The organism is Chryseotalea sanaruensis (assembly GCF_003990915.1).
Taxonomy (GTDB): Bacteria; Bacteroidota; Bacteroidia; order Cytophagales; family Cyclobacteriaceae; genus Chryseotalea; species Chryseotalea sanaruensis.
Genome location: NZ_BHXQ01000002.1, coordinates 176,567 through 202,060 on the forward strand (window position 1 = coordinate 176,567; position 25,494 = coordinate 202,060).

Consider the following 25,494-nt stretch of genomic DNA (forward strand, 5'->3'; position numbering starts at 1 on the left):
GCACTCTTCTTTTCTTAATAGGCTCTGTAGCATTTCGTTCTATTTCTTCAATAGTCTTCTCAATCGATTCATTAACTCAATTTATTTTCTTTAACACATCTTCATCAGTAAATCGAAGCACATGAAATCCTGCAGCTGTTAACTGTTCATCTTTTAGTCGATCTTTTTTAATTGTTTCTTCCCATGTGTGGGTAATACCATCAACTTCTATTACCATCATTAATTCTTTGCACATAAAGTCTTCAATAAAATTTAGCACCAGTCTTTGTCTTCTGAAACCTTTTCGTTTACCTGTGCGCAAAGCATACTTCCTTAAACAAGGTTCCGCCTTGGTCATGGTTTTTCTTAATTGATTGGCAAAGGGTTGCAGTTTAGGATTGTAAGCGTAAAAGTTTCTATTGTTTGCTTCTATACTGTTTTCCACACCTAGCCTCTGTGTACATCTTAAATATCGGTTATGTAGTCCTTCATCTTAACGCTATCTTTTTATAATCTACTAAAAGACATATACCAATTCCACTCCCATGTTTTTCCCATGTCTTCCGTAAATGCCTGACTCCAGATTGGATTTTCTCTGTTTCGAACATCCCAACGAAAAACCACTACAATATTTTTGGAGTTAAATGTGTCTTTAGTAAAAAAGTGAGCCACATTATTTTCAAATGAACCTACAACAGCAGGCTGGAGCACGCCTTCATTAGAATCAGCCCAATAAATACTCCACAACTTTGTTTTAGGATTAAAAAGTCACCTTCCCATATAAGGTCTGGTATAGCAGGTACTATCCATTTACGCGTTGTAAATATGCTGGCGATACTTTGGTACTGCGCCAACAAGAGAAGTAACACCAACAATAAACAACGAGTAGGCTGAAGCCAAAACAGGTTCCACATTAAAGAGATAAACTAAAATTGGTATGGATAGAATAGAACCACCCCCACCCAGAAGCCCTAATACTACACCTACAAAAACAAAAGCGAGATAACCTGCCAGTTCCATGGCTCAAAGAGAATGCTTTTTTACTGAGAAATGAAATTAAGCTAGTTGAGGGGTAGAGAATAGAAGTTCGAGGTTAGATGCTGGAGGTTGGAAGATAGAATTTAGAATATATAAATGTAAGACAGGGTTATTAAACTTTGATTTTTAGCAGCTGTCGAATGCTGACTAAATGCGCAAGCAATACCATGGGCAGCACGAAGCCGGGTAACCAGGCAAATGGAAAATACAACACACCTACATTGGGCTGTTCAAAAGCCAATTGCTGACAAGGAAAAGGTGCACTCAGCACAGCTGTAATCATGATATTAGCCAGCAGGGCAAGGCATAAGAAATTCCAGCCAAGTAAAATTCCTCTCGATAACATATACTGGCATGGATTGAACGTCTCATATTATTTTACTTAAATTCTTCACAATTTATCAATGCCCTATCATCCTGAACTAGAAAAAAGTTAATGTTAAGAGAATCACCTCTTTGTAGCTTAAAGAACTCAGTTTCAATTGATTTTTGACCAATCGATACACAAGTTAAGAAGGTCGTTTCACTTCCAGCCTTTCCTTTAATCTGATAATAACCGGTAGAATCAGGTAAAACGGATACACAAGCAATATTTATGTTTGCAATCGGAATTGAATTAAAAGAGTCATACTGTTTAACATACCCATAAATTATTGCGCTATCACCTTCAAGCAACTCGTTGCTTGTATACTTGTTAATAGTATAACCACCTTTATTATTCGTTGGTTTTAATTTAGTGTCCCTTTGAATTGTGCAGGATATTGCAAAAACAAATACGATCATGAATAAAATAAATTCTTTCATACAAATTGAGCTTCAACACGCTGTCTTTTTCCACTCTCTGCGAATCTTTACTGGTCACCTGATATTCACAGTAAAGTCATATAGGCCATGCTAAGCTACTATGTATAGTTTAGGAAATTTCAAATACCCTAACTTTAATTAATCATTCATGTACAAGCTCATCGAACCAAGTATGATAACTTCGCTATTACCATTAACTAGTAACTCGTTAAAAACTTCCCAGCATTGTGATCCGGTAAGTTTGGATGTTGAACATTTATCACGAGAAATATAAACAGGAAAAATCAGATTAAGATTTTCAGTATTAGAATAATTAACCTCACTTAGAATCTTTGACCAACTTATCCTGTTTTGTTTAATCTTTTTTGCAATAATTTCTCTCAACTGATCGTCAACCGATTTTGAAAAGATTATTGTGTCACATTCAAATGATTTTGTGTTTATGACAAACTTAATCGAAAAAAAGTTAGGTCGCAGTTAAGTTTCTTTTTATCGGCTTCTCTGATAAACAATCTTATCTCTTTTTTAATCGGATCTGCCAACTCATAGGCAATTAAATCAACAGCTTCACCTGACCATTGCGCTTTGCTTTGCAAAGGCATTAGCGTAAATAAAAGTAGTAAAAGACTATTGACAAATCGTTCCTTTGTTACCATTTGCATGATCATTATTGGTTTGTATGATTTCATTTGCTTTAGTTGGATTTGTGTTAACGACCTTAACTTAGTGAAAGCCCATTAAGCGTACTGGTTAAACAAATCAGAGGAACGATATTATCAAAGCATTTAAATACTACTTACCTAGATTTAGAATTTCACTGCTATCTAAGTTTTTAAGGGAAAACCTCCCCTTTCTTGAGCGCATAATCAAATACTTCTCGCATCCAGTTTGCGTGCTTCTTTTGTAACCCTTCGTGGTTAATTTTATGGTTACAATACTTTCATATCCGGCATAGTCAACTAATTTAAAATTTTCTTCATCACTAAGCCAAGAGCATAGTATATTATCAACATCTGTAAGTGGTGAAAGATTAATATCCACCACCCCACGCTGATCAGTAACCAGCCCTTTCAAAATTTCATTATCTTGATTACGAAGCAAAACATTAACTCCTGGCATGAAGTGTCCAATTTCATTAACAATATTTAACCTTATTTTAGTACTAAAAGTAGGGGCATTTAACAAGTCTAAATATTTAACTTTTTTCAATGTTACAATTCGGTCATCTTCAATTTTATTCACATGAAATAGCAAAAGAGTATCTCTAATTATTAAGTAATATCCAGTGCTCAGGGTAATAAGGCCGAAGTCACCTGAGTACTTAGCTGTAAATTTGTTCTGATATAAATCAATCTCCTTACAACTACTTCCAGATGGGTCACAATAAAAATATTTACCATCAATTTTCTGGCTAAATGTTTTTAAGCTTATTATCACAAGGGAAAAACATAAAATATACTTAACAGCCTGCATTATTCCCCTTTTTTGCAACAGAGTTTCCATAAAAGTCCTTGCCTGACAGTTCAACAACAATTGTATTTAAAATTCTATTACGATCTGTAACGTTGGGTATTTTTTGTAGAAACAAAGAAGTTTCGTTATTGGGGGGAGTTTGATAATGTGTCAAGCCACCCCATGCTAAATCATCATAGAATTGCCTGCTAAAGTTATAGCCTTTACTTTTTCCATAAAGCTCAAGAGCATCAGCAATTGGTATCAGGTAATTGTTTGTTATAAAATCATGTCCATAGTTGATAGCCACAGTTAGCCAATCTGGACCAAGAAGTTGAGCACGTTTGGTTGGATCGGTCAACGTATTAAAGGTAACTGCAACAACGTAAGCGTGTATCGACTCATGAAGTAAAGTCCTTGCAATTGATAGGTTAGATGCGTTTGAGAATTTGTTTGAATCGAAGATGGTTGTTACTGTCCCAGTTAATGTATTGAATTGAATTAAAGTGTTAGCATTTTCTGCACCTGGAAGCGTTCCATTTTTTACTTCCCAGTTGTAACCTGGTATGTTCCCTGAGAATTTTTGAATAATCTGCCCAACTGAACCTTGTGAAATATTCTTTAAATCTGAAATTATAATCTGCATACAGGGCTTAAGTTGTGCATCATTAATTTGTTCCTCCCATTCATTAATCGCTAATATGTCGTCAATTGATGGATATCCACTATTACCTGAACCACTACCACCTCCCTCTGGAGGATAGTCTGACCAATCATCGGAAGTTCCTCCTCCACTATAACAGGTTGTTTCTGAATATTCAAGTACACAATTAACGTAACTTCCATAGGGTGTATCAACAGCTGTACAAGAATAATATTCTATTGTTTCACAATAAGGAAGAGTTTCTGTACGAGCATTAAGTTCACCTTCGCCATTTTTTATCATCTGTCGAACTTCTCCGTTCTTATGAATGAAGCCTTTAACAAAGTCACCATTCCAGTCTTCAACCAATACAACTCCTGAAAACGCTACATCCCCAATTGCATTTAAGTAAGTACTATCGGGGATCGAGGTCACGATGTCGACTTTGATTTTACCTCCTTCATTCTTATTAAATATAAGGTATGTAAGGTCACTTAGTGCTATAGATGTTTTTCCCTTTGGGATATAGAGTTCTTTTTCAAATTTAACCGGAACAATGACGGCTTCGCCAAAGCTTAGTTGCCTGACGTTCGCCTTGTGCCACTGAGGATTCTTAATTATTTTCTTTCTGAATCCCCTAGCCTGATGTTTATTATTTTCTTGTTGCTGCTCCAACTCACTTTCAAAAAAGGATCTTGCTTCGCTAATTAATGGATTTATGTAATTTGGTTGAAAGATATCAGAATCTTGATTACATGAGTTTAGCACCACAATTGTAATAGCTGTTATTACTAAAGTAGCGAGAGTTTTAATCTTTACCTTCATAATTAAATCTATTTGATCAGTTCCAAAAAATTACAAATGAAGCTCTTGTGAGATAGTTAATCTGGCAGTCAAAATACAAACGTCATTCAATTAATTTATCCTTTTTTCTGCAAACGTTTAATTTCTTCACACTTTTCTCTGAGCCCATTCTGTAGTTATAATACCAAAATAGGTATTTTTTTTAATTCTTCAGTCAAATAAGTAAAATTGAACAATCTAATGCCTACCATTTATAACCGTTTAAGATCCTACAAAAATAGTGGATACTGGAAAAGCTAAATAATTCGTAAAAAATTTAGATTGCCTCAATCATACCTTTTTCGCATACCTTCAAAAATAATTTTAAGAGTCTTTTCGGATACTCTTAGTTAAAAAGAGGCACTATCAATTTGAATAAATTGAATATAACTTCAACAGCTACCGTGTAGAGGTCAGTAATAAAGACTTAATGATTTAGTTTTTGTAATAAACAAGAATTGAAAAAATTATGCTAGTTACTTTGTGGACGTATGCCGAAAATAAGCAGATATCCGATCATCCAGAATTCACCAACGGTAGCCGGTATGGTTAGCATATCAATCCAGGATCCACTCAATCCACCATACACTAAAAAAGCGCTGGCGATGTAACCGACACCACCTATTTGCAATACACGTCCCAAACCTATCGGCATCCGCTTTGAGCTGACAACAGCATACCCCATGGGAATGAGCCATAAGCCAAAGAAGAGGCTGCCTATCGCCCATGAACCTTTAATGAGCAGCATAAAAACCTGAAGCATGATCAGCTTTTCATTATCTGGCAGGCTTAGACTGGCCACGTTAATAGATCCGCCCATGGCTATGGCGCTAATCATAATGATGCCCGCGTTCATCATGCCCCATGCGGCCAAAGCCCATGCAGCGAAATGATTAATATCTTTGAATAGTTTGAAAAAATAAACCGCAGCCAGCGCTTGCGAAACAATGATGGCAAACTCAGCCAAGAGACGCATCCTCGCGAGGCTTTCTTGTTCTTTCAGGTTTAACAGCGTTTTTGGCAAGTCGTCTGAAACATAAATTTGTGCGTGCAGTAGTAGAAAACCGAGTACCCCTGATACTGCCAGTGCCAAATACCAAACTCCGGCTTTCCGGGCGGTTGCGACTAAGTCTGCATGTTGTTCATTCATCTTTGAGGTGTCTTAAATACTAGGACGATTTTGATGGCATAATGTTACTTCTCTAAGCTGTTGTTGGTATTGCGCATGGTGAAATTTCCACTCAACCAGTAATCCGAAACACTGTCCCTCGCCAGCGAGGCGGGGGTAAGTGGGTGGAGATAACCATTATGGTTTTCTTTGGCTTGGATAGATTACCTCCCCCTACCCCCTCCCAATGGAGGGGGACAGTGTACCCATTAAAAAATCAATTAAAGAAATACTCTACAAATAAAGTCGCTATCATCTTAATCTACTCATAATATTATTCGTAGCACTGTCCCCCACCAGCGAGGCGGGGGTAAGGGGGTGGAGATAACCATTAATTTCTTTGGTTTGGATAAATTGCCTCCCCCTACCCCCTCCAATGGAGGGGGACAGTGTACCCATTAAAAAATCAATTAAAGAAATACTCTACAAATAAAGTCGCTATCATCTTAATCTACTCATAATATTATTCGTAGCACTGTCCCCCACCAGCGAGGCGGGGGTAGGGGGTGGTGGTTGCCGTTTTAGTTTCCGCTCTCTTCTTTTCTTAATAGGCTGTGTAGCATTTCTTTCAATTTCATCAATGGTCACCTCAATCGATTCAATTACCCAATTAATTCTCTTTAACACATCATCATCGGTAAATCGAAGTACATGAAATCCTGCCGCAATTAATTGTTCGTTTTTTAGTCTGTCTTTTTCAATTGTTTCTTCCCATGTGTGGGTAATACCATCCACCTCTATAACCAGCATTAATTCTTTGCACATAAAGTCTGCGATAAAATTTAGGACTGGTCTTTGTCTTCTGAAACCATAACCTTTGCGCTTGCCGGCTCGCAAGGCATACTTCCATAAACAAGCTTCTGCTTTGGTCATGGTTTTTCTTAACTGATTGGCGAAGGGCTGCAGTTTAGGATTGTAAGCGTAAAAGTTTTCTTTATTTGCTTCCATAATATTTTCCGGCCCTCCGAGGAGGAGAACAGTGTACCCATCTAATAGATAGAGTGGAACAATATACTCAATAGAGAGTAGACTGTAAACCATGTACTCCATCTTCCTCGTGATGATTTATTCAACTCACAAATATCATTCGAAGAATTGTCCTGAGTCAGCGAGGCGAGGTAAGGGTGATGATAACCATTAAAGTTTTGTTGACTTAAATAAGAGGCCTCCCCCTCCCCCCCCCTCCAATGGAGGGGGATAGTGTATCCATTGCAAATTCGAAATGCTACACTCATATATAAAAGTCGTTGTTATCTTGATTCATTTCACCCTATTACGCAACTCGAACAGGAGGTGCTTATTATTACTCATACCCGTGCCCAAGCTAATTCTAGTATGGCACTCATCTTTTTCAAAAAAATAGCGTATAATTGAAAATACTTACATCGGTCTTCCCCTAACCAAGCGTAAGTTTTCCCAATCTGGAACAGTTAAAGAATTAAAAAGCTTTATTTATCTTGTTTTTGCCCATTTTTACTTTGGCACTTTATTCTCAATACCCTGTTTATATTACATTTCCTATATGGACTACAAGACAACCCTGACCAGCCTTTACTACCTGCTTATTTGTGCCGATGGCAAAGTAGATGAACGCGAACTTGCTTTAGGACGCAAAATGATGGAAGCGGAAGGCTTAGGCTTAGCCACCTTTGATAGTCAGCTGGAGGCGCTGAAGGCAAAAGATATTTCGGCACTCTACAATGATTGTTTGGCAGGTCTAAAAAAGCTAGACAATAAGCAACAAACCAGGGCCATTGCCTGGTTGTGTGTTATTGCCAACTCCGATGGTTTTATGGACAAGGCTGAGTGGATATTGATTTATAAAATATACCACACCGAACTAAAGCTCTCTTTAGATGAGGTAATGAAAACCCAAAAGGAACTCAACAAGATTATACACGGTAAATCTTTTCAGTCACTTGGTGTGCGGGTGGCGAAGTAAACTTTCATTAGCTTCGAGCCACTAGCCTCCGGCTGCGAACTGCTCTTCTCCTATTATACCCACTTTCGTCTACCGAAAAAAAGAAGCGTTAAACTCAGCATTCTTATTTCTCCTATTGGTCTCTTCAGAGAGACATTAATCTGTAAAATCAATTAGTTGCCTTTTTTTGCTACACGGTGCTGGCAGCTCGTAGCTCCATCCCGGACTAGTAGCTCGTGGCTGACAGCTAGCAGCTCATTGCTCTTTGTTAATCATCAAATTTTCAAATTAACAAATCAGCACATCATCATATTAGCACATCACCGAATCAACGAATCAACACATCAACTTCCCTCCACCACTTCTCCACAGGCAACGTATCCCCTAAGCGCACGGGCTCTCCTATTTTAGGTGTGGTCATTACTACTTTCCCTTCGCCACTCGCTATTAATCGCTCAATGGGTTCTGTCCAGGCGTGGTTTGATAAAGCAAACTTTGCCCAATGCACCGGTAACAATACGTTGGCTTGCAGGTCTTGAGCAGCATTTGCTACTTCTTCGGGCATCATGTGTATAAAGGGCCAGTTTTTACCATACTGTCCTGTTTCTAGCATGGCAATTTCAAATGGGCCGTATAGATCACCTATTTTTTTAAACTGATTGTCATAACCAGAATCGCCCCCAATAAAAATGTTGTGCCCCTGCAGGTTTAATACAAATGATGACCACAATGTTTTGCCCCGCGTAAATCCTCTTCCCGAAAAATGACGTGAAGGTGTAGATGTAATAATTGTTGAATCATTCAACTTGTGCGTCTCCCACCAATCCAAGCTTTTAATTTTTTCGGCAGGTACTCCCCAATGTTTTAAATGCGCATCTACACCCAATGGGGTAATAATATTTTTTACGGAAGTATGTAGTTTTATTAAAGTAGCATAATCGAGGTGATCGTAATGATCGTGTGTGATCACTAATAAATCGATGAGAGGCAAATCATCAACACTAAACACATCGGTTCCCTCAAATGCTTTTCCGAAAATACCAATGGGCGATGCATAGCCGCTCATAACCGGATCGACCAACACTGTAAAGTCTTTGTACTTTATTAGATAAGATGAATGACCAAACCACACAATGGTTAGTTTATCGGAAGCTAAATTTTTCAAATCGGTTTTTACTGTAGGCAAAGGTTTGCTCGGTTCAACTGTAGACGGTTTGTTCAGCATTTCGCGCATAACCCTAAGGGTAGAAACTTCTTTAAGCATTACCTCGGTAGGTTGCACATTTTGAAAGGAGCCGTCCTTATAATTGGTGGATTTTTCGATGCGCGCTAAATCTTCGCCTGTAGTATGCTTGCCAAACACAGGCAGTTGCATAAACAGCATTAAGCTAACAGCCAGTATGGCAATAACTACCGCAGTAACTATCATTATTTTTTTAAAAGTTTTCAAGTGCAGATATTTTTAGGGCTAGTAATGCATGCAAGCATGTAATACTGGTGGAGACGGGATAGTGGGGAAAATATTGTCAGGCATTTTTCTTTCTGGCCTCCCACAATGCTGCCTTTGTTTTTGCCTCATGTATGCTGGCATCTATTTCATAGCCGAAAAGCAATACAGTCGTCACTAGCTGCACCCATATCATTAATGCAATAAGTACACCAATGGAGCCATAAATTTTATTGTAACTACCAAAATGTGTGATGTAGTACGAGAATCCATATGAAACACCCATAGTACCCAGCGTTGCAATAAGTGACCCTAACGAAAAGAAACGCCAGTCGTAATGGATTGCCGGACCGAAGTAATAAATGGTGGCTATTGCCAAAAAGAAAACAATAAAAATAACAACAAAACGAAGCACGAAGAGGAGATACAAAGTATATGTATCAGCATTAAGCCAGGCAAATTCCGGCAGGTAAGCCAATACGTAATCTAATACTAACTGCCCTACTACGAGCAGTATAACTGCCAGAAATAAAACCAACGATAAATTCAAAGTAAGCCCTGTGGCAATAAGTCTTGTTTTTATCAAGCCTCTTTTTTCTTGTGTATTATAGCAGGCATTGAAAGCACGCATCAGCGCCATCATACCATTGGTAGCTAAAAAAAGTGCAAAGAGTACACCAAATGTCAATAAGCCTCCTCGCGAATTACCTATAATATCCTCTATAGTGGAAGCCACCACTTCATACATACTTTGTGGCATCATACTTCCCAAAAACTCCATAATGCTGTTGGTGTTCACATCTGGAATTACGCTGCTGATGTAGGGAATAAGTGTGAATAAAAAGATAATGGTGGGGAAAATGGCTAGTATGAAGTTGTAGGCTACGCCATTGGCACGGTCCAGTATATCATCTTCTTTTATATTCTTAAAAAAAATCTTGATGACACTATACAGTGAAACCTGTCGCTTCTTACTCATGTGCACGCGCCTGAGCAGGTCTACAAAGCGTTGCCCTTGTCCGTATTTAAAAAGATATTTTTTATGACTGTACTTCATTCAAAATAAGGTTTCAATACATTTACCATAGCTTGTGGTGCACGGCATGGTCGGTTGCTTTTCATATCTACAAACACCAATTGTGTTTCGCCTTCGTTAATCAGTTTTTGCTGCTCGTTAAATATTTCGTAATAAAAACGAATGCGTACACCTGGCATTTCTTTAATGGTGGTGCGTAATGTCAGCAACTCATCATACCGTGCCGGTGCTTTGTAGCGTGTGCTGTGTTCCGTTACGGGCATCATTACACCCATGTCTTCTAATTGCTTATAGGTCAATCCAAGCTGTCGCAGACTTTCCACACGTGCCACTTCGTAGTACATGGCGTAGTTGCCATAGTATACGTAACCCATCTGGTCTGTTTCTGCATAACGTACTCTAACACTTGTTTCTGATACGTACATTACTTTTTTGCTCCTGCTCTTCGCAATTGTTTTCCCTTTTCTATTTCAATTTCCAATGCTCGCTGGTAGCGTTTAGCATTGTTTATTTGCTGGCGATAATTATCTGTAAAATTGTGATATCCGGAAAAATCTTCCTTGGCACACATGTACAAATAGTTATTTACATCATGGTTCAATACTGCATCAACACAATTTACCCTTGGCATGTTTATAGGACCAGGCGGTAAACCGGCATACTTATAAGTATTATAAGGCGAATCTATTTCCTTATGCTCATTTAACACACGCTTCAAACTAAAATCTCCCGAGGCAAATACAAGTGTTGGATCGGCCTGCAAAGGCATGTCTTGTTTTAACCTGTTCAAATAAAGACCGGCAATTACTGGTGCTTCATCTTGCTTCATGGCTTCTGCCTGCACAATTGAAGCCAAAATAGAAACCTCCACTGGTGAAAGTCCTAATTGTGCTGCTTTGGCTTTGCGTTCATCATTCCAAAATATTACATACTCATCGTACATTCGTTCCATCAATGCATCGGGCAATATGTTATAATATACTTCGTAGGTATTGGGTATAAACATACACATGAGGTTGTCTTTGTTGAAACCGTATTTGTTGTTCATCGAAAATTTTACCGCTGCTGCTTCAAACTCATCGGGGCGCATGCTCAGGTTGGTGGTTATCTTCTCAGCCAAATCTTTAAGCAAGCGCACATTGTTAAAAGTAATGCGCACAGGTTCTTGTTTCCCCAAACGCAATAATCGTATAGCCTGCAGGTTGGTCATGTTGGCTTTTAATATAAAACGACCCGGCTTTACTTTTTTATCGTAGTCCATCATTCTGGATAAAAAAGCGAAGGACATTAAGTCTTGCACATAATCGCCTTCATGTAAGATCTTTTGCACAGTTTTAAAGTCAGCATCGTTAGGTATTACAATCATCCTGTCTTCTTTACCCACCAAAAAATTAGGCGTGTAAATGATCTGATAGGCGTAAAAGCCAAAGGAGATCAGCAACATGGAAAATAAAAGAAAGAAAATGAGCTTTTTCTCAGGCTTCATAACAAACATTAAAAGTCAAAAATACACAATACAACTAGTCCCGGAAACAACCTTCTAACGATCTGGTACAAAACTTGTTCCTCCAAAAACAGACTAAACAATTACGTAATTGACCATTTGGGCCTTCTACAATTACAGCATTTGGCTTACCTTAGTTGAACAATTACCGATAACTCAGCTCCACACAATAAACCTATGATCTTTTTCAAAAAAATTCTGCGCTGGGCGCTTATCATTTTCTTGGTTGGCTTTACCGCCCTTTATACTTTCTATTATTTCGCTGTATTTGAAGAGGGGGTAATGGCCGGAAGGGTATTAAGTATTACCGAAAGGGGTATGTTTTTCAAAACTTATGAGGGTAAGTTAAGTGTAGAATCCTTCGGCTCGCTTAAAGGGGTGAGCCCCATAGCTGAAACACGTGATTTTTCTGTGGAGTCGGACGAAACCACTGTTATTAAAGATCTGGAAAGTGCGGCTGCCGCTGGTGAACGTGTAAATTTGCGTTTTATAAGAAGGTACAGGACCTTTCCATGGCGGGGTGAAACGAAGTATTTTGTAATTGGCGTTGAGAAAACCAAACCTTGATTTTAGCATATTGCTAACTTACGCCCTGTCTGCCCCAAGTTATGGACTTCAAAAAATTATTCGGTGCTCATCCCTGGCTACAGGAGCTTGCTTTTGTTTGCCTCTTTGGATTGCTCTCAGCCCTTATGGGAATGGTGGAGTTTCAGATGCCAGGCTTTAGCGGTAATGCAACCGACTTAAGGGAAATTCCTATCCTGATCAGCGTTGTATACTTGCGTCATTTCATCTCCATAATAGGCGTTATACTTTTTTCTGTGCTTAGCATGCACGAAGAGGGCGCTTTTATTTCGTATTTTCTAATGCACTTTGCTGCTGCCATTTTTTTATGGTTTGCTTATCAAAAAATCAAAAGCAATCATAATTTCAACAACTTTAAAGTGGGTGTTAGCTGGTCGTCTATAACGCTTGTTTACTACGCCATCATTATTCCTGTTTACATCATATCAGAAAATATTTTCCAGAACAATTCTTTACCTTTCTATGCTTCTGTAGTATCAATGACAACTACTGCAAAGTTTGAAATCATCACAACTGGTTTGGTTACATCCTTGTATATCATTCAAAATAATATACGTAAGCAGTTACGGGAGCATAAAATTAATCTTGAACGCATTGTTAAAGAAAGAACAATGGCACTGACTGATAGCAATCAACAATTATTAACACTAAATGAAGAGCTCACTTCATCTACCGAAGAAGTAAGGGCATTAAATGAAAACCTTGAAAAGATTGTTCATAGCAGAACGGAAAAAATCAATACACAACTTAAGCAGTTGGAGAAATATGCACACATGAATTCGCATGAGGTGCGCGGCCCGCTGGCAAGGGTTCTGGGCCTGGTTGGTTTAATAAAAATAGACAAGCAAAATGGTGCCGATCCAGCGATTATCGACAAACTTGAGGTGGCAGCAGAAGAACTTGATGAGGTGGTGAAGAAAATGAATTTGCTGTTGGAGATAGAAGTTGATAGAAAGAATATTTAGAATTTAGAATTTAGAATTTAGAATTTAGAATTTAATAAATTCAGTACCGAAAAGAAGTGCAGCACACTTCCACCCAATACAAATAAATGCCACACACTGTGGTTATACTTTACCTGATCGCGCAAAAAGAAAATAGTGCCAAGGGTATAAGAAACTCCTCCCACAATTAAAAATAGAAAGCTTGTAAAACTAATGGCTTCATACAAAGGCTTAATCGCTATTATTATAACCCAACCCATCAATACATACAGAATAGTAGAGAGCCGAACTTTACTGCCTACAGAAATTGCTTTCACTATCGCACCAAGTACTGCACAAGCCCAGACTATACCAAATACTGTCCAGCCTATCCAGCCGCGAAGGGCTGTTAAGCAAAAAGGTGTGTAGGTTCCGGCTATTAACAGGTAAATAGAAATGTGATCGAATTTATGAAATAAGTGCTTGGCGCGACCAGGTGTAAAACTGTGGTATAGAGTAGACGCAAAATAGAGTAGCACAAGGGTGGTACCGAAAACTGAAAAACTGACCACGTGCCATGCTGTACCATGCATAGCCGCCATAACAATAAGCACTACTAATGCTGCAATGGCGAGTAAAGCACCAATACCGTGTGTAATGGCATTGGCGATTTCTTCACCTGTGCTCATTTGTTTATCCTGCTTGATAGCCATTTAAAACACTTTTAACTTACAATGTTATACTACTCTAAATATCCGAATTGCTTCAGCTTAAATCTTTCTTTGCGCCAGTTATCAGCAACTTTTACATGGGTTTCCAAATGGATTTTTTTCTTGAAGAATGACTCCATGTCCTGTCGTGCCTCGATGCCTACTTTTTTTAGTGAGCTTCCGGCTTTGCCAATTAAAATGCCTTTTTGCGAATCGCGCTCTACATAAATCTGTGCACGTACCCGGATAATGTCTTCGGCTTCTTTGAAAGATTCAATCACCACCTCGGCACTGTACGGGATCTCTTGTCCGTAATTATAAAATATTTTCTCGCGAATAATTTCGGCTGCAAAGAATCGCTCCGAGCGATCCGTTAAATCATCTTGTGGAAAATAAGGTGGGTGGACAGGCAACACACTTTGAACCACCGGCAAAATCTTATCTACATTTTTCTTTTTAGCAGCACTAACTGGTATCGCTTGCTGTATGTTGGTAAACTTTGTCTTCCAGAAATTAATTTTTTCTTCTACCGATTCCTCCTTTTTTGCCAGGTCTATTTTGTTAAGGATCAGCACAACCGGACATTTAACTCTATTGATCCGGTCGATCATGTATTCTTCAATAGTGTCGTCCCAGGCAATCACCAATAAAACCAAGTCAGCATCTTCAAGCGATACTTTTACAAAGTTCATCATGGCTTCGTGCAAAGCATACTTAGGTTCTAACATGCCCGGTGTGTCGCTATACACAATCTGCATTTCCGGTGTGTTGATCATACCCATAATGCGGTGCCTGGTGGTTTGCGCTTTGGGGGTAACAATAGACAACTGCTCACCTACCAGTAAATTCATGAGGGTGGACTTACCTGCATTGGGCTTACCGATAATGCTTACGAAACCTGCTTTAAATTCTGTCATGCGGTAGATTTAACAATAATAATTTGCTTAAAGTATCGAATGACTTCGCTTGCTATGTTGATCGCAAACAAAACCATTTTTTACAGTGCAAAACAAAGGTACGATTTGTTTTTGTGGGCATATCGTTCTACTTTTGTGCAACAATCGAAAGATAGTGTCCCATTTGAAACCGGGAGCCGTTCGTTAGTTATGTTTCGAACTACGCTATTGCGATAAAATCGCGGGATGGAGCAGTTGGTAGCTCGTTGGGCTCATAACCCAAAGGTCACAGGTTCGAGTCCTGTTCCCGCTACTCGATCAAAGAGCGATATTTCGGTATCGCTCTTTTTATTTTGTCAGGCTTCTACCTGCTGGGTCTGGCAGCAGTTTTAACCAAATGGTTAAAACGCTTTCAAAACCTTAATTAACTCATGGCAAACATCGTTGCAATCGTAGGCCGCCCTAATGTTGGCAAATCTACCTTCTTCAATCGTCTCATCGAAAAACGTGAGGCTATTATGGATGACGAGTCGGGCGTTACCCGCGATCGTCACTATGGCTATGCCGAATGGACTGGCCATTTCTTTACAGTAATTGATACCGGAGGATATGTAACCGGATCGGAAGACAAGTTTGAATCGCAAATCAGAAAGCAGGTAAAACTGGCTATTGATGAAGCTTCGGCTGTTATCTTTTTAGTAGACATCCGCGATGGTGTAACTGGCATGGATAAAGATTTCGCCAATGTATTGCGCACCTCTAAAAAGCCGCTTTTTATCGCTGCCAACAAAACAGACACGCCAGATAAAACTATGCTGGCAAATGAGTTTTATGAATTAGGGCTTGAAGCTGAAATCTTCCCTGTTTCGGCTGAAAATGGTAGTGGAACTGGGGAATTACTAGATGAATTGGTTAAAACTTTTGAAACCCCAGGTGTAGAAGATCCGAATGCAGGCATTCCTAAAATCTCCATTCTTGGTCGTCCTAACGTGGGCAAGTCTTCATTGATCAATGCTTTATTAGGTGAAGAAAGAAGTATAGTAACGGATGAAGCTGGTACAACCCGAGACTCTATCCACTCACATTATAAAATGTATAACAAACATTTTATCCTGATTGATACTGCTGGTATTCGTAAAAAGGGTAAGGTTAGAGATGATATTGAGTTTTATTCTGTACTCCGTTCGCTTCGTGCACTCGAAGAATCGGATGTTGTAATAATTGTGATCGATGCCCAACAAGGTATGGAATCACAGGATGTAAACCTGATCAGTTTGGCCGAACGCCAGGGTAAGGGTATTGTAATTATGATTAACAAATGGGATTTGATAGAAAAGGATTCCAAGACTGCAGAAAAGTTTAAGCAGGATATGATGGAACGCTTGGCCCCCATCGATTACATACCCATGATTTTTGCCTCCGTACTGGAGAAGCAGCGTATTTTCCAAGTCGTAGAAAAAGCCATGCAGGTGTTCGAAAACAAGAGTAAGAAAATTCCAACCAGTAAATTGAATGATATTTTGCTGCGTGAAATCCAGCATAACCCTCCCGCATCGGTACGTGGAAAGTTTGTTCAGATAAAGTACGTTACTCAGGTAAACGCACGATATCCATCGTTTGCATTCTTTACCAACATGCCACAATTCATTATGGAGTCGTATGAACGCTTTTTAGAGAACAAAATCCGCGATCATTTTGATTTTGAGGGGGTTCCGGTAAGATTAATCTTTAAGAAAAAATAATTTTTATCATTCTTTTGCATAGTTCCTTTAATAAAGGCTTATCTTTGCGGCACATTAAAATACCTGTATACTATGAAAAAATTATTCGCACTTGTAGCTGTAGCAGCTTTTGCAGTTGCTTTCACAGCTTGTGGTGGAAAGAAAGTTGAAGAAGCCGCTGCTACTGTAGATTCTACAGCTGCTGCTGTTGTTGATTCAGCTACTACTGTTGTTGACTCTGCTACTGTTGTTGTAGATTCAGCTGCTGCTGTTGTAGCTCAGTAATCAATCGACTTCGATTGCATTTCCCGGGAAGGCTTTAGAAATCTAAAGCCTTTTTTATTTTCCTAACACTTGTTTTCTTTGGCAAAACATGCCAAAAGCCAGCGACTCATCTAGCATTCAAGCTATTCTTACGCAGCACTTGCCCCCACAGGCAGTTGCTTACGCCTATTTACTCTGGCAACAAAGTCCATTTCAACTTAAGCTTACTAAAAGCAGACAAAGTAAAGTCGGTGATTTCTCTTGCCGTCATAATTCCACTCAGGTGCAAATCACACTTAACCACGACCTGAACCCTTATTTGTTTTTGCTAACGTATGTTCATGAGGTTGCTCATTTAAGGGTTTACCTGGCTCACGGAAGCCGAGCAGAAGCACACGGAAGTGAATGGAAGGATTCATTTAAACAACTGTTAGCACCGCTACTGCAAGAAACCATTTTCCCTGACGACATTTTATTGGAGCTAAGAAGGCACATGGTTAATCCGAAGGCTAGTTCTTTTGCGGACGTAACGCTAACGCAACGGCTACGCGCATACGATGCTAACCGAAAGTCGATGCCCTTGCTATCTTCTTTGCCTGAAGGGAGTATTTTTAAACTGCAGGGTCGCTATTTTAAAAAGGGTAAGCTTCGCAGAACAAGAGTGCTTTGTCTTGAAATGAAAACTAAAAGAAATTATCTGGTACCAGCAGAAGCAGAAGTAAGTGATGTGCAGTTGGCCTTGTTGTAGACCCTTGATGTTCACGGTGAGGCTAGTGTAGAGATGCAATGTTCAAAGCAAAAGGAGTCAATAAAAGTGCGAAGTGTTAAGATGCGAAGTGTTAAAGTACAATGTTAGAGGTTCGAAAAAAGCAAGACTTTACACTATGCCTGAAGCTTGTGGCCTGGAGCGTGAAGCCTTTATCAGAGGATAGAAGTCCTCGCAAAGACTACCCTTCATCTTCAAATTTTCAAATCATCAAATTTTCAAATCAATCAGCTAATCACCACATAACCGAATTAGCACATCAATTAAGTCTTCGCTGAATAAGCTTATCTACCAATTCAAAAAACAGATTGGGCTGTAATGTTCTCCACCGTTCTATTTCCAGTGTGCCACCCATGTTTATATAGCGATCAATACCATAGCGTTCCATCTCTTGCCTGATAAACTCTGGAAATGAAACAGCTGCAATCCAACCCTCTTCTACATCGTCAAACCACTCTTCGTAATAGCTGTCGTCCGAACCGTGAAAGTTGAGTATGTTCTCTCCTATCAAAATGTATTTGTTAATGCCTTCTGCTGCCAGTAGCTCAATCACGTTACGCTTCAAGTGCATAATGTCGTTGTTGATGGCATCGTTCCATTCACCAATGAACTCAACAATGGCAAAGCCTTTTTTATAACTGGCAAAGAGAATTTTTATATAAAGCGTTTCCGAGCCCATAAAATCCCAAGCCGGATCGATGTAATACCCATAAATATTTTCAGAATATACATCGTAGTTATATTCCTTGCCGTGAAATGGCGAGCGTTCATCCAACGCAGGATCATAAAGTGATAACCACCGTTCGTAAGGAAGGATGTTATGCATGCTTCTGACTTTCTATGGCTTTGCGCACAGCACCATGTTCTTTCAATAATTTTTCTGCTGTAGCCTGATCTGTCTTCAATTCATCCATAATCATGCGCACACCACGATCTACTAACTTATCGTTAGTGAGCATCATGTCTACCATTTTATTTCCTTTTACCCTGCCGAGTTTAATCATCACAGCAGTACTGATCATGTTAAGCACTAACTTCTGTGCTGTACCCGCTTTCATGCGTGTGCTGCCGGTAACAAACTCAGGGCCTACAACTACTTCAATAGGATAATCTACATGCTTGCTTAACTCACTTCCGTTATTACAAGTAATACAGGCAGTAACAACACCATTTGCCTTTGCTTCTTTTACACCACCAATTACATAAGGTGTTCGGCCAGAGGCTGCAATGCCAACCAATACATCATTGCGATTAATCAAATGCTCTTCTAAATCTTTCCAGGCTTGTTGTGCATTATCTTCTGCATACTCAACCGCTTTTCGTATGGCGCCATCACCTCCGGCAATCAGGCCAACTACTTTACCATGTGGCATGCCATAGGTTGGTGGAATTTCAGAGGCATCTAAAATTCCTAGTCTTCCACTCGTGCCTGCTCCGATATAAAATAATCGTCCACCCTGATTCATTTTTTCAACTATCACGTTTACCAGTGCTTCAATCTGTGGCAAAGCCTTTTCAACGGCAAGCGGAACAGACTTGTCTTCGCGATTAATGTTTTGCAACAAGTCTTGCACAGACATCTGTTCAAGATTGTTGTAGTGCGAGGATGATTCAGTGGTCGACAAAGTAATTTGTTTAAAGTATTTATTTTAACTGCTTTTAACTTTACTAACAATCAGCGTACCTAAAATCCATCTGACCGCTATTTACTTCCACATTCAGCGAGCTGACGGATTAGCAAATTGCTTTATCTCAAATCAATTGTTCAAGTCCTTTTTATGGTAAAGCGTTAGTCCGGCAATCGGGCTTTCCAAAATATGCTGAACCGTAATGTTTTTTTCTTTCGCTACTTGTCGTAACAAGTTACTGAAGTAAAAAGAAACTGATCCTGTAAAATGAACTTTCAGTTTTTCGTACCCCTCATACTTCATCACATTCTTTTCAAAAAAATCAGAAAAACTTTTCCTTACCAACTGGTCGCAATACGGTTCGTTCAAATGCTGAAAAATAAAATGAGAGAAACTTCCCAAAAACCTGCTCGGCATCTCCTGATTATAAACCCTGTCCAAAAACTCATCACGTTCAAAAGGAAAGCGCTGTTTAAACTGATCCCATAATTTTTCAGGTAAATCTCTTCGCAAATAATCAGCAACTATACACTTACCAAGGTATGCCCCGGAACCTTCATCACCCAAAACATATCCAAGCGATGTTACATTATCTGCAATATTTTTGCCATCGTAATAACAGGAGTTTGAACCTGTCCCTAAAATACAGGCTATCCCCTCTTCAGTTCCACACAATGCACGTGCAGCAGCCAGTAAATCGTGCCACACTTCAATGTGTGCATCCCTGAAAAACTTTTCAAATACATTTCTGATCAGCTTTCTGTTTTTATCGGATGAGCAACCCGTACCGTAATAGTAAATTTTTAAAGGATTGAATTTTACCTGGGGCATCAGCACCTCACGTACTTCTTGCTCAAATTGTTCAATTGGTTGATAGTAAGGATTAAACCCTATGGTTTGCGCTTGTTCAATTTTTCCTGAATCATCAATCAGTCTCCAATCTGTTTTGGAGGCACCGCTATCGGCTATTAAAATCATGCTGCAAAAGTAATGCTAATTTGTAATACAAAATCGCTACAGGCTTTAAGTGATACAGACCAAGTTTAAAATCACAGTGCTCCGTTTAATGTTTAGTTCTTTTGCGTTTACTATAGACCAACAGAAAGGTAGCAGTCTTAACTTAAGGATCATATTCGCGTGAAGCGTGTGGCGTACAGCCTGAAGCATATCCGGTGCAGCGAAAAGCCTACATTCATGGTTTCAGTTTTCCGATTACCACAAACTTCTCAAACACTTTCTCGGTATGCGGAGCATCTTTCAGCTCGTCAGTTAAATCTTGGCCCGCCCAATGTTCATAATGCTTACCATTTCGCCATAACCTGGATATAGTTACGTCATAAATTAACCCATTTAGGGCTACCCAAATAGCTGGTTTATCCTGCCCATTGCGTAAAGCCAATTGTGATTTGGTGTACTCTGGTAGCTCCTGTGGTAGATTACTCATGTTTAGAGTGGAGAAACTATAATTATTGAATATCTTTTGGCTTGAATTTACTAACACTAAACCGATGAAGCGAATTTTATCTTTTCTGAGCCTGGTATGTATCATGGCCTCTTGTGGAACCAAGGAAACAATTAATTATGCCAACATGGCTGATGAACAACTTAAAAAAGTTGCGGACTCTTTGGCGCATGCTTATATCATTACCGATGGACACGTTGATTTACCCTTTCGCTTAAAAGTTAAAAACTTCAGATTAGAACAAGAGTTTTTGGGTATTCCCATTAGCACCACTGAAGGCGACTTCGATTTTGAACGTGCCAAAAAAGGTGGTTTAGATGCGCCTTTCATGTCTATCTATATTCCTTCACGCTACCAATTACAAGAAGACAATGGAAAAGCACTAGCCGATACATTGATTACTATGATTGACGGTATTATTACCGCCCATCCGGATAAGTTTGGTAAAGCCGGCAGCCCTGCTGATGTAGAAGCTAACACAAAAGCCGGTAAGGTGTCCTTGCCTATGGGTATGGAAAATGCCGCTCCGGTAGGCAATGACCTGGCAAATATTCAATATTTCTACGACCGCGGTATTCGCTACATGACACTCACGCACGGAAAAGATAATCAGATCAGCGACTCTTCTTATGATACTACACAAACCTGGAAAGGACTCAGCCCATTTGGAGAAGAGGTGGTGCGTGAAATGAATCGTGTAGGTGTGATGGTGGACATCTCACACGTATCTGATAGCGCTTTTTACGATGCTTTGAAAATTACAAAAGCGCCCATGATTGCTTCACACTCATCATGTCGCTATTTCACTCCGGGCTTTCAACGCAACATGAGTGATGACATGATTAAAGAACTTGGAAAAAATGGAGGTGTGATACAAATAAATTTTGGCGCGAGCTTTCTGGATTCAGTAGCGCGTACTAACAGCAAGCTGTTGGATTCACTTGAAAATATTTTAGCTGAGAAAAAACTTACTTCACGCGATGCGGAAGCACAACCCATTATTGACCAGTTTGTAAAAAATCATAACGAACTTTTTTCTGATGTTGAAAAGGTAGCTGATCACATTGATCGTGTAAAAATGCTGGCTGGTATTGATCATGTAGGCATAGGATCGGATTACGATGGTGTTGGTGATAGCTTACCTGTTGGCTTAAAAGATGTAAGTCAGTATCCTAACTTAATTTTTGTCTTGCTGAAAAGAGGTTACACTCCAGAAGAAATAGAAAAAATTTGTTACAAAAATGTATTCCGAGTATGGAACAAAGTGATAGATGTAGCATCAACCAATTAATCGATTGAAATTATTTTATGAAGCCCCAAAAAATACTTCTCCTGTCTCTATTCCTTATTGCCTCGTCAGGCTTGGATGCACAACACATAATGTCAATGAAGCCCAAACGGCCAATTGTATGTTATGGTAAAGCTGTAACAGGAACCAGTCATATTCCCCTTTCGTCCGATATTCAGAAAAAGTTAGAGGAAGGGTCAGCCAATCGCACTAAAACTTCAAATTTTGTAGTGCAATATGTTGGTTTTACCACTGACGCACGCGAAGCATTTCAAAAAGCTGTTGATATATGGGAGAGTATATTAGTGTCCCCTGTTGATATTCATGTAAGAGCCGTATGGACCCCATTGAATAATGGGGTGCTCGGATCAGCAACTGCCGGAACTTTTTTTGCCAATTTTGATGGTGCACAGCAAATCAATACCTGGTATCCTGTTGCACTGGCCGAAAAAATAGCCAGGCAGGATTTAAACGAACCTGATGACATAGATATTTTTGCACAGTTTAACAGCAATAATAGCTTTTGGTACCTAGGCACTGACGGAGTTACGCCTTCGGGTATGTATGATCTTACCACTGTTGTGCTACATGAGTTAGGACATGGTCTTGGCTTTTTAGATTCATACAATATAGATAGCGACATTGCTTCTGTAGGACTTGCAGGTACGGGTGTGCCCATTATTTATGATTTGTCACTTGAAAATGGTCTCGGAGAAAATCTTTATCTGACAACATCTACCGGTTCGGATGATCTTAAAGATCAACTTACCGGAAACAGTCTTTTTTACAACTCTCCTTCTACTAACGCTGCCAATGGCAACGAGCCTGCGCGTGTTTATGCCCCACAAACCTTTAGCAGTGGTTCCAGCATTGCGCACCTTGATGAAGGCACTTTCCCTGAAGGTCTGGACAATTCGTTAATGACTCCGCAGATAGGTACTGGTGAATCCATATTTGATCCCGGAGAGATTGTAATCGGCATGTTTGGCGACATGGGATGGGTATTTACCTACATTGACCATCAACGCCTGCCTAATGTTGAAGATGTGAATACTTCCTTTGTGGTGAAGGCTGTTGTTACCACCGATGCAGAATCAGTGAGTTCAGTAGTGCTTGTCTATAATACTGGAGGGGCAGATACTGAGGTTGCCATGACACCAACTGCTGTACCAAACGAATATGAGGCTTCAATTCCCGCAACAGGCGTACCCGACACTTACAAATATTTCATCAGCGTAAATGATAATACCGGCAGAACTTATACTAAGCCAGGTAAGCAAAGCATACCTTTAGGTTCGCAAACGCAAGCTTATTTTGTATTCGAAACCGGTGAAGATAACAAGGCGCCTATAGTAAATCATACTGCTCCTGGTTTTATTTTGGCTGCTGACACAGAGTTATTAATCGAAGCATATATTACTGATAATATTGGTATTGCCTCGGCTGAGGTTGAATATTTTATTGATGATGTAGCGCAGTCACCTGTAACTTTTGTGATACAGGATCCTCCTCAGGATTCTGTTTACCATGCAGTTATTGATCTTAATCAAGGGCTACCAACCGGAACCGTACTCAAATACAAAATAACAGTAACCGATAACTCTTCAAACAGCAACCAGAAAGTACTTCCCGAAGTTGGTTTTTTTGAATTAGATGTACAAGGCCTCGGTGAACCCATAGAGGCATATAGCAATAATTTTGATGAACCTTCTGATGATTTTTTCGGAAATGGTTTTACCATATCAACGCCCACTGATTTCGACAATCCCGCCATTCATTCAGAGCACCCGTACATAGGCGGAGAGGGCTTTCCGAATGATGAACGTCATCTTGTTTACCAGATGAAGTACCCGATTAAAGTTGCCAGTAAAGACGCATTCATTCAATTCGATGAAATTGTACTGGTTGAACCCGGTGATGATGGTACCGTTTTTGGTGATGCCAGTTTCTGGGATTTCGTTATTGTTGAAGGATCTTTAGATGGGGGCGAAACGTGGATTCCATTTATTGACGGCTATGATGCCCGAGCTGAGTCAGTCTGGCTGACTCGTTATTTAAGTGCCTCTGATGGAAATCAAAATTCAACCGCTGTAGGCGAGCAATCTCTATATAGAAAAAGAGTTATTAATATGCTTGATGCATTTAATGCAGGTGATGAAGTTGCCATTCGTTTTCGTCTCTACATTGACCTTGCCGCAAATGGTTGGGGATGGGCTATAGACAATTTACAAATTCAAACTGATATTACCCCTCCATTGCTTCTGCACAATCATATTAACTATGTAAAAGCAGGAAGTGATTTTCCTGATCCACGTTTGCTTGCGCGGGATGACGGAGGCATAAGCAGTCTTGCTATTCATTACATTATCAATGAGGGAACTGAACTGAGTGTGCTCGCAGCAGACTCGCTTGATAATACATTCACTTTATCAATTGGCGCTCTTCAATCTGGGGACATTGTCCGCTACAAATTCTCTGCAATTGATACTACCGGAAACGAAACCACCTTGCCGCCAAATGGATACTTTGTTGTAAAAGCAATCGATTTTCAACCACCAGCTGATCATTATGCTTCGACATTTGAAACCGCTACTGATGATTTTGTTGGAAACTTTTTTGAAATATCACAACCTTCTGGCTTCTTAAACAAGACACTGAGGACTACTAGTCCGTATAGTCTTGGTTTTGGCTTAGACAGTACAAGCAACATTACCACCACCTTGCTGAGACCAATACGCATTGCCGAGTCAAATACTATAATAAGATTTGATGAGGTAGTCCTTGTACAGGATCAGGACTCTACCATCCCATTTGGCTCAGATGCATTCAATGATTTCTGTATAGTTGAGGGGTCAAAAGATGGTGGCCTGACATGGCAGCCATTTACAACCGGTTATGATGCAAGTGCCTATTCAACCTGGGTAAATGCCTTTAATACGAGCGGAGTTGGTTCGCAAAATCTATTTAAGTCCCGTTTAATTGATCTAACTGAAAATGAAAACTTCTTAGCAAATGATGAAGTCATCATTAGATTCAGGTTGTTTACTGATGCAACAATTAATGGTTGGGGATGGGCTATAGACAATTTATATATTCAAGATCCTGTAACAGGGCTTGAGTCAAAAACGCTATCAACAATATCAGTGTACCCAAATCCAATTAACGATTTTGTTAACATTAGCAGTAGACTTGGTGCAGGAGAAAAGCTGTCACTTCAATTAATGCAACAAAATGGGCAAATAATAACGAGTGAAGTGCTTGGCGGAAGTGATGGTGAAGTCAACCACCGATTAGATTTATCACATCTGCCAAATGGTATGTACCTACTCAGGATAAGTAACGGTGAAACTAACGAGGTTCGAAAAATAGTGAAACTCAACTAACAAAAAGCCCCGCTACTTAGCGGGGTTTTTTAT

28 protein-coding genes and 1 tRNA gene are annotated in these 25,494 nt (G+C 39.6%); 9 read left to right on the plus strand and 20 right to left on the minus strand.

Annotated features, from left to right (window positions below; genetic code table 11):
* Window positions 1–76: 76 nt before the first annotated feature.
* The 10 genes from SanaruYs_RS05220 to SanaruYs_RS05265 form a co-directional block, all read right to left on the minus strand.
* Window positions 77–424 (minus strand): endonuclease domain-containing protein, encoded by a 348-nt coding sequence (locus SanaruYs_RS05220; RefSeq protein ID WP_246011847.1) that lies wholly within the window; start codon window positions 422–424, stop codon window positions 77–79.
* 62 nt (window positions 425–486) lie between these two features.
* Window positions 487–726 (minus strand): hypothetical protein, encoded by a 240-nt coding sequence (locus SanaruYs_RS05225; RefSeq protein WP_174842761.1) that lies wholly within the window; start codon window positions 724–726, stop codon window positions 487–489.
* A gap of 63 nt (window positions 727–789) precedes the next feature.
* Window positions 790–999 carry a TSUP family transporter gene (locus SanaruYs_RS20295; protein WP_246011848.1) on the minus strand — a complete coding sequence of 70 codons (210 nt, stop codon included), beginning with the start codon at window positions 997–999 and terminating at the stop codon, window positions 790–792.
* Between the two features lie 130 nt (window positions 1,000–1,129).
* The gene (locus SanaruYs_RS05235; RefSeq protein WP_127121481.1) at window positions 1,130–1,363 is read right to left on the minus strand and encodes a hypothetical protein; all 234 of its coding nucleotides are present in this window, start codon (window positions 1,361–1,363) and stop codon (window positions 1,130–1,132) included.
* A gap of 32 nt (window positions 1,364–1,395) precedes the next feature.
* Window positions 1,396–1,821, minus strand: a complete 426-nt coding sequence (locus SanaruYs_RS05240) for a hypothetical protein (protein ID WP_127121482.1) — start codon at window positions 1,819–1,821, stop codon at window positions 1,396–1,398.
* A gap of 440 nt (window positions 1,822–2,261) precedes the next feature.
* Complete coding sequence (locus SanaruYs_RS05245; RefSeq protein ID WP_127121483.1) at window positions 2,262–2,510, minus strand: hypothetical protein; 249 nt, start codon at window positions 2,508–2,510, stop codon at window positions 2,262–2,264.
* Window positions 2,511–2,613: 103 nt separating this feature from the next.
* On the minus strand, window positions 2,614–3,324 hold the full coding sequence (locus SanaruYs_RS05250) for a hypothetical protein (protein WP_127121484.1): 711 nt from the start codon (window positions 3,322–3,324) through the stop codon (window positions 2,614–2,616).
* Window positions 3,281–4,741 (minus strand): hypothetical protein, encoded by a 1,461-nt coding sequence (locus SanaruYs_RS05255; RefSeq protein WP_127121485.1) that lies wholly within the window; start codon window positions 4,739–4,741, stop codon window positions 3,281–3,283. The genes SanaruYs_RS05250 and SanaruYs_RS05255 overlap by 44 nt, the downstream gene beginning before the upstream one ends.
* A gap of 490 nt (window positions 4,742–5,231) precedes the next feature.
* Window positions 5,232–5,909 carry a DUF4386 domain-containing protein gene (locus tag SanaruYs_RS05260; protein WP_127121486.1) on the minus strand — a complete coding sequence of 226 codons (678 nt, stop codon included), beginning with the start codon at window positions 5,907–5,909 and terminating at the stop codon, window positions 5,232–5,234.
* A gap of 459 nt (window positions 5,910–6,368) precedes the next feature.
* Window positions 6,369–6,977 carry an endonuclease domain-containing protein gene (locus SanaruYs_RS05265; protein ID WP_246011849.1) on the minus strand — a complete coding sequence of 203 codons (609 nt, stop codon included), beginning with the start codon at window positions 6,975–6,977 and terminating at the stop codon, window positions 6,369–6,371.
* A gap of 472 nt (window positions 6,978–7,449) precedes the next feature.
* Between SanaruYs_RS05265 and SanaruYs_RS05270 the strand changes: the two genes are divergently transcribed.
* A complete protein-coding gene (locus tag SanaruYs_RS05270; protein WP_127121487.1) occupies window positions 7,450–7,869 on the plus strand; it encodes a TerB family tellurite resistance protein in 420 nt (139 codons plus the stop codon).
* Between the two features lie 307 nt (window positions 7,870–8,176).
* On the opposite strand, the gene SanaruYs_RS05275 is transcribed toward SanaruYs_RS05270, so the two are convergent.
* The 4 genes from SanaruYs_RS05275 to mltG form a co-directional block, all read right to left on the minus strand.
* Window positions 8,177–9,298 (minus strand): MBL fold metallo-hydrolase, encoded by a 1,122-nt coding sequence (locus SanaruYs_RS05275; protein WP_246011850.1) that lies wholly within the window; start codon window positions 9,296–9,298, stop codon window positions 8,177–8,179.
* A gap of 76 nt (window positions 9,299–9,374) precedes the next feature.
* Window positions 9,375–10,352 carry a YihY/virulence factor BrkB family protein gene (locus SanaruYs_RS05280; protein WP_127121488.1) on the minus strand — a complete coding sequence of 326 codons (978 nt, stop codon included), beginning with the start codon at window positions 10,350–10,352 and terminating at the stop codon, window positions 9,375–9,377.
* A complete protein-coding gene (locus SanaruYs_RS05285) occupies window positions 10,349–10,756 on the minus strand; it encodes an acyl-CoA thioesterase (RefSeq protein ID WP_127121489.1) in 408 nt (135 codons plus the stop codon). The genes SanaruYs_RS05280 and SanaruYs_RS05285 overlap by 4 nt, the downstream gene beginning before the upstream one ends.
* On the minus strand, window positions 10,756–11,817 hold the full coding sequence (mltG, locus tag SanaruYs_RS05290; RefSeq protein WP_174842762.1) for an endolytic transglycosylase MltG: 1,062 nt from the start codon (window positions 11,815–11,817) through the stop codon (window positions 10,756–10,758). Before mltG ends, SanaruYs_RS05285 begins: the two co-directional genes overlap by 1 nt.
* Before the next feature lie 195 nt (window positions 11,818–12,012).
* On the opposite strand from mltG, the gene SanaruYs_RS05295 reads away from it, so the two are divergent.
* Entirely contained in the window at window positions 12,013–12,402 is a 390-nt protein-coding gene (locus SanaruYs_RS05295; RefSeq protein WP_127121491.1) for a hypothetical protein, read from the plus strand.
* Between the two features lie 41 nt (window positions 12,403–12,443).
* Window positions 12,444–13,385, plus strand: coding sequence for a hypothetical protein (locus SanaruYs_RS05300; RefSeq protein WP_127121492.1), 942 nt, complete (start codon window positions 12,444–12,446; stop codon window positions 13,383–13,385).
* A gap of 17 nt (window positions 13,386–13,402) precedes the next feature.
* Here SanaruYs_RS05300 and trhA read toward each other — a convergent pair whose 3' ends face one another.
* Both trhA and era read right to left on the minus strand, forming a co-directional pair.
* Window positions 13,403–14,056, minus strand: a complete 654-nt coding sequence (gene trhA, locus SanaruYs_RS05305) for a PAQR family membrane homeostasis protein TrhA (protein WP_127121493.1) — start codon at window positions 14,054–14,056, stop codon at window positions 13,403–13,405.
* 29 nt (window positions 14,057–14,085) lie between these two features.
* A complete protein-coding gene (gene era, locus SanaruYs_RS05310; protein WP_127121494.1) occupies window positions 14,086–14,970 on the minus strand; it encodes a GTPase Era in 885 nt (294 codons plus the stop codon).
* A 219-nt stretch (window positions 14,971–15,189) separates the two neighbouring features.
* Here era and SanaruYs_RS05315 point away from each other — a divergent pair.
* The 4 genes from SanaruYs_RS05315 to SanaruYs_RS05330 all read left to right on the plus strand — a co-directional run bounded on the left by SanaruYs_RS05315 (window position 15,190) and on the right by SanaruYs_RS05330 (window position 17,682).
* A tRNA-Met gene (locus tag SanaruYs_RS05315) sits at window positions 15,190–15,262 on the plus strand.
* Between the two features lie 118 nt (window positions 15,263–15,380).
* Window positions 15,381–16,691 carry a ribosome biogenesis GTPase Der gene (der, locus tag SanaruYs_RS05320; protein ID WP_127121495.1) on the plus strand — a complete coding sequence of 437 codons (1,311 nt, stop codon included), beginning with the start codon at window positions 15,381–15,383 and terminating at the stop codon, window positions 16,689–16,691.
* Between the two features lie 72 nt (window positions 16,692–16,763).
* Window positions 16,764–16,955 (plus strand): PG1828 family lipoprotein, encoded by a 192-nt coding sequence (locus tag SanaruYs_RS05325; protein ID WP_127121496.1) that lies wholly within the window; start codon window positions 16,764–16,766, stop codon window positions 16,953–16,955.
* Window positions 16,956–17,043: 88 nt separating this feature from the next.
* Window positions 17,044–17,682, plus strand: coding sequence for a transcription elongation protein SprT (locus tag SanaruYs_RS05330; RefSeq protein WP_127121497.1), 639 nt, complete (start codon window positions 17,044–17,046; stop codon window positions 17,680–17,682).
* A 277-nt stretch (window positions 17,683–17,959) separates the two neighbouring features.
* On the opposite strand, the gene SanaruYs_RS05335 is transcribed toward SanaruYs_RS05330, so the two are convergent.
* From SanaruYs_RS05335 to SanaruYs_RS05350, 4 genes are all read right to left on the minus strand, one after another.
* On the minus strand, window positions 17,960–18,526 hold the full coding sequence (locus SanaruYs_RS05335) for a hypothetical protein (RefSeq protein ID WP_127121498.1): 567 nt from the start codon (window positions 18,524–18,526) through the stop codon (window positions 17,960–17,962).
* Complete coding sequence (murQ, locus tag SanaruYs_RS05340) at window positions 18,519–19,325, minus strand: N-acetylmuramic acid 6-phosphate etherase (RefSeq protein WP_127121499.1); 807 nt, start codon at window positions 19,323–19,325, stop codon at window positions 18,519–18,521. Before murQ ends, SanaruYs_RS05335 begins: the two co-directional genes overlap by 8 nt.
* Before the next feature lie 132 nt (window positions 19,326–19,457).
* A complete protein-coding gene (locus tag SanaruYs_RS05345) occupies window positions 19,458–20,306 on the minus strand; it encodes an N-acetylglucosamine kinase (RefSeq protein WP_127121500.1) in 849 nt (282 codons plus the stop codon).
* 214 nt (window positions 20,307–20,520) lie between these two features.
* Window positions 20,521–20,772 carry a cytochrome b5 domain-containing protein gene (locus SanaruYs_RS05350; protein ID WP_127121501.1) on the minus strand — a complete coding sequence of 84 codons (252 nt, stop codon included), beginning with the start codon at window positions 20,770–20,772 and terminating at the stop codon, window positions 20,521–20,523.
* 64 nt (window positions 20,773–20,836) lie between these two features.
* Here SanaruYs_RS05350 and SanaruYs_RS05355 point away from each other — a divergent pair, with 64 nt between their 5' ends.
* Together SanaruYs_RS05355 and SanaruYs_RS05360 are read left to right on the plus strand one after the other, a co-directional pair.
* Window positions 20,837–22,081, plus strand: coding sequence for a dipeptidase (locus SanaruYs_RS05355; RefSeq protein ID WP_127121502.1), 1,245 nt, complete (start codon window positions 20,837–20,839; stop codon window positions 22,079–22,081).
* Window positions 22,082–22,176: 95 nt separating this feature from the next.
* A complete protein-coding gene (locus SanaruYs_RS05360; RefSeq protein ID WP_160118587.1) occupies window positions 22,177–25,461 on the plus strand; it encodes a T9SS type A sorting domain-containing protein in 3,285 nt (1,094 codons plus the stop codon).
* Window positions 25,462–25,494: the final 33 nt, after the last annotated feature.

Excerpts from the sequence above, each read along its gene's own strand:
- mltG (WP_174842762.1), bottom strand. The coding sequence starts at position 11,817 with ATGAAGCCTGAGAAAAAGCTCATTTTCTTTCTTTTATTTTCCATGTTG.
- SanaruYs_RS05235 (WP_127121481.1), bottom strand. The coding sequence starts at position 1,363 with ATGTTATCGAGAGGAATTTTACTTGGCTGGAATTTCTTATGCCTTGCC.
- SanaruYs_RS05295 (WP_127121491.1), top strand. The coding sequence starts at position 12,013 with ATGATCTTTTTCAAAAAAATTCTGCGCTGGGCGCTTATCATTTTCTTG.
- SanaruYs_RS05270 (WP_127121487.1), top strand. The coding sequence starts at position 7,450 with ATGGACTACAAGACAACCCTGACCAGCCTTTACTACCTGCTTATTTGT.
- SanaruYs_RS05250 (WP_127121484.1), bottom strand. The coding sequence starts at position 3,324 with ATGGAAACTCTGTTGCAAAAAAGGGGAATAATGCAGGCTGTTAAGTAT.
- SanaruYs_RS05335 (WP_127121498.1), bottom strand. The coding sequence starts at position 18,526 with ATGCATAACATCCTTCCTTACGAACGGTGGTTATCACTTTATGATCCT.
- SanaruYs_RS05265 (WP_246011849.1), bottom strand. The coding sequence starts at position 6,977 with ATGGAGTACATGGTTTACAGTCTACTCTCTATTGAGTATATTGTTCCA.
- SanaruYs_RS05360 (WP_160118587.1), top strand. The coding sequence starts at position 22,177 with ATGAAGCCCAAACGGCCAATTGTATGTTATGGTAAAGCTGTAACAGGA.
- SanaruYs_RS20295 (WP_246011848.1), bottom strand. The coding sequence starts at position 999 with ATGGAACTGGCAGGTTATCTCGCTTTTGTTTTTGTAGGTGTAGTATTA.
- SanaruYs_RS05260 (WP_127121486.1), bottom strand. The coding sequence starts at position 5,909 with ATGAATGAACAACATGCAGACTTAGTCGCAACCGCCCGGAAAGCCGGA.
- SanaruYs_RS05300 (WP_127121492.1), top strand. The coding sequence starts at position 12,444 with ATGGACTTCAAAAAATTATTCGGTGCTCATCCCTGGCTACAGGAGCTT.
- SanaruYs_RS05355 (WP_127121502.1), top strand. The coding sequence starts at position 20,837 with ATGAAGCGAATTTTATCTTTTCTGAGCCTGGTATGTATCATGGCCTCT.
- SanaruYs_RS05255 (WP_127121485.1), bottom strand. The coding sequence starts at position 4,741 with ATGAAGGTAAAGATTAAAACTCTCGCTACTTTAGTAATAACAGCTATT.
- SanaruYs_RS05330 (WP_127121497.1), top strand. The coding sequence starts at position 17,044 with ATGCCAAAAGCCAGCGACTCATCTAGCATTCAAGCTATTCTTACGCAG.
- SanaruYs_RS05325 (WP_127121496.1), top strand. The coding sequence starts at position 16,764 with ATGAAAAAATTATTCGCACTTGTAGCTGTAGCAGCTTTTGCAGTTGCT.
- SanaruYs_RS05240 (WP_127121482.1), bottom strand. The coding sequence starts at position 1,821 with ATGAAAGAATTTATTTTATTCATGATCGTATTTGTTTTTGCAATATCC.
- der (WP_127121495.1), top strand. The coding sequence starts at position 15,381 with ATGGCAAACATCGTTGCAATCGTAGGCCGCCCTAATGTTGGCAAATCT.
- SanaruYs_RS05350 (WP_127121501.1), bottom strand. The coding sequence starts at position 20,772 with ATGAGTAATCTACCACAGGAGCTACCAGAGTACACCAAATCACAATTG.
- SanaruYs_RS05280 (WP_127121488.1), bottom strand. The coding sequence starts at position 10,352 with ATGAAGTACAGTCATAAAAAATATCTTTTTAAATACGGACAAGGGCAA.
- SanaruYs_RS05345 (WP_127121500.1), bottom strand. The coding sequence starts at position 20,306 with ATGATTTTAATAGCCGATAGCGGTGCCTCCAAAACAGATTGGAGACTG.
- trhA (WP_127121493.1), bottom strand. The coding sequence starts at position 14,056 with ATGGCTATCAAGCAGGATAAACAAATGAGCACAGGTGAAGAAATCGCC.
- era (WP_127121494.1), bottom strand. The coding sequence starts at position 14,970 with ATGACAGAATTTAAAGCAGGTTTCGTAAGCATTATCGGTAAGCCCAAT.
- SanaruYs_RS05285 (WP_127121489.1), bottom strand. The coding sequence starts at position 10,756 with ATGTACGTATCAGAAACAAGTGTTAGAGTACGTTATGCAGAAACAGAC.
- SanaruYs_RS05245 (WP_127121483.1), bottom strand. The coding sequence starts at position 2,510 with ATGAAATCATACAAACCAATAATGATCATGCAAATGGTAACAAAGGAA.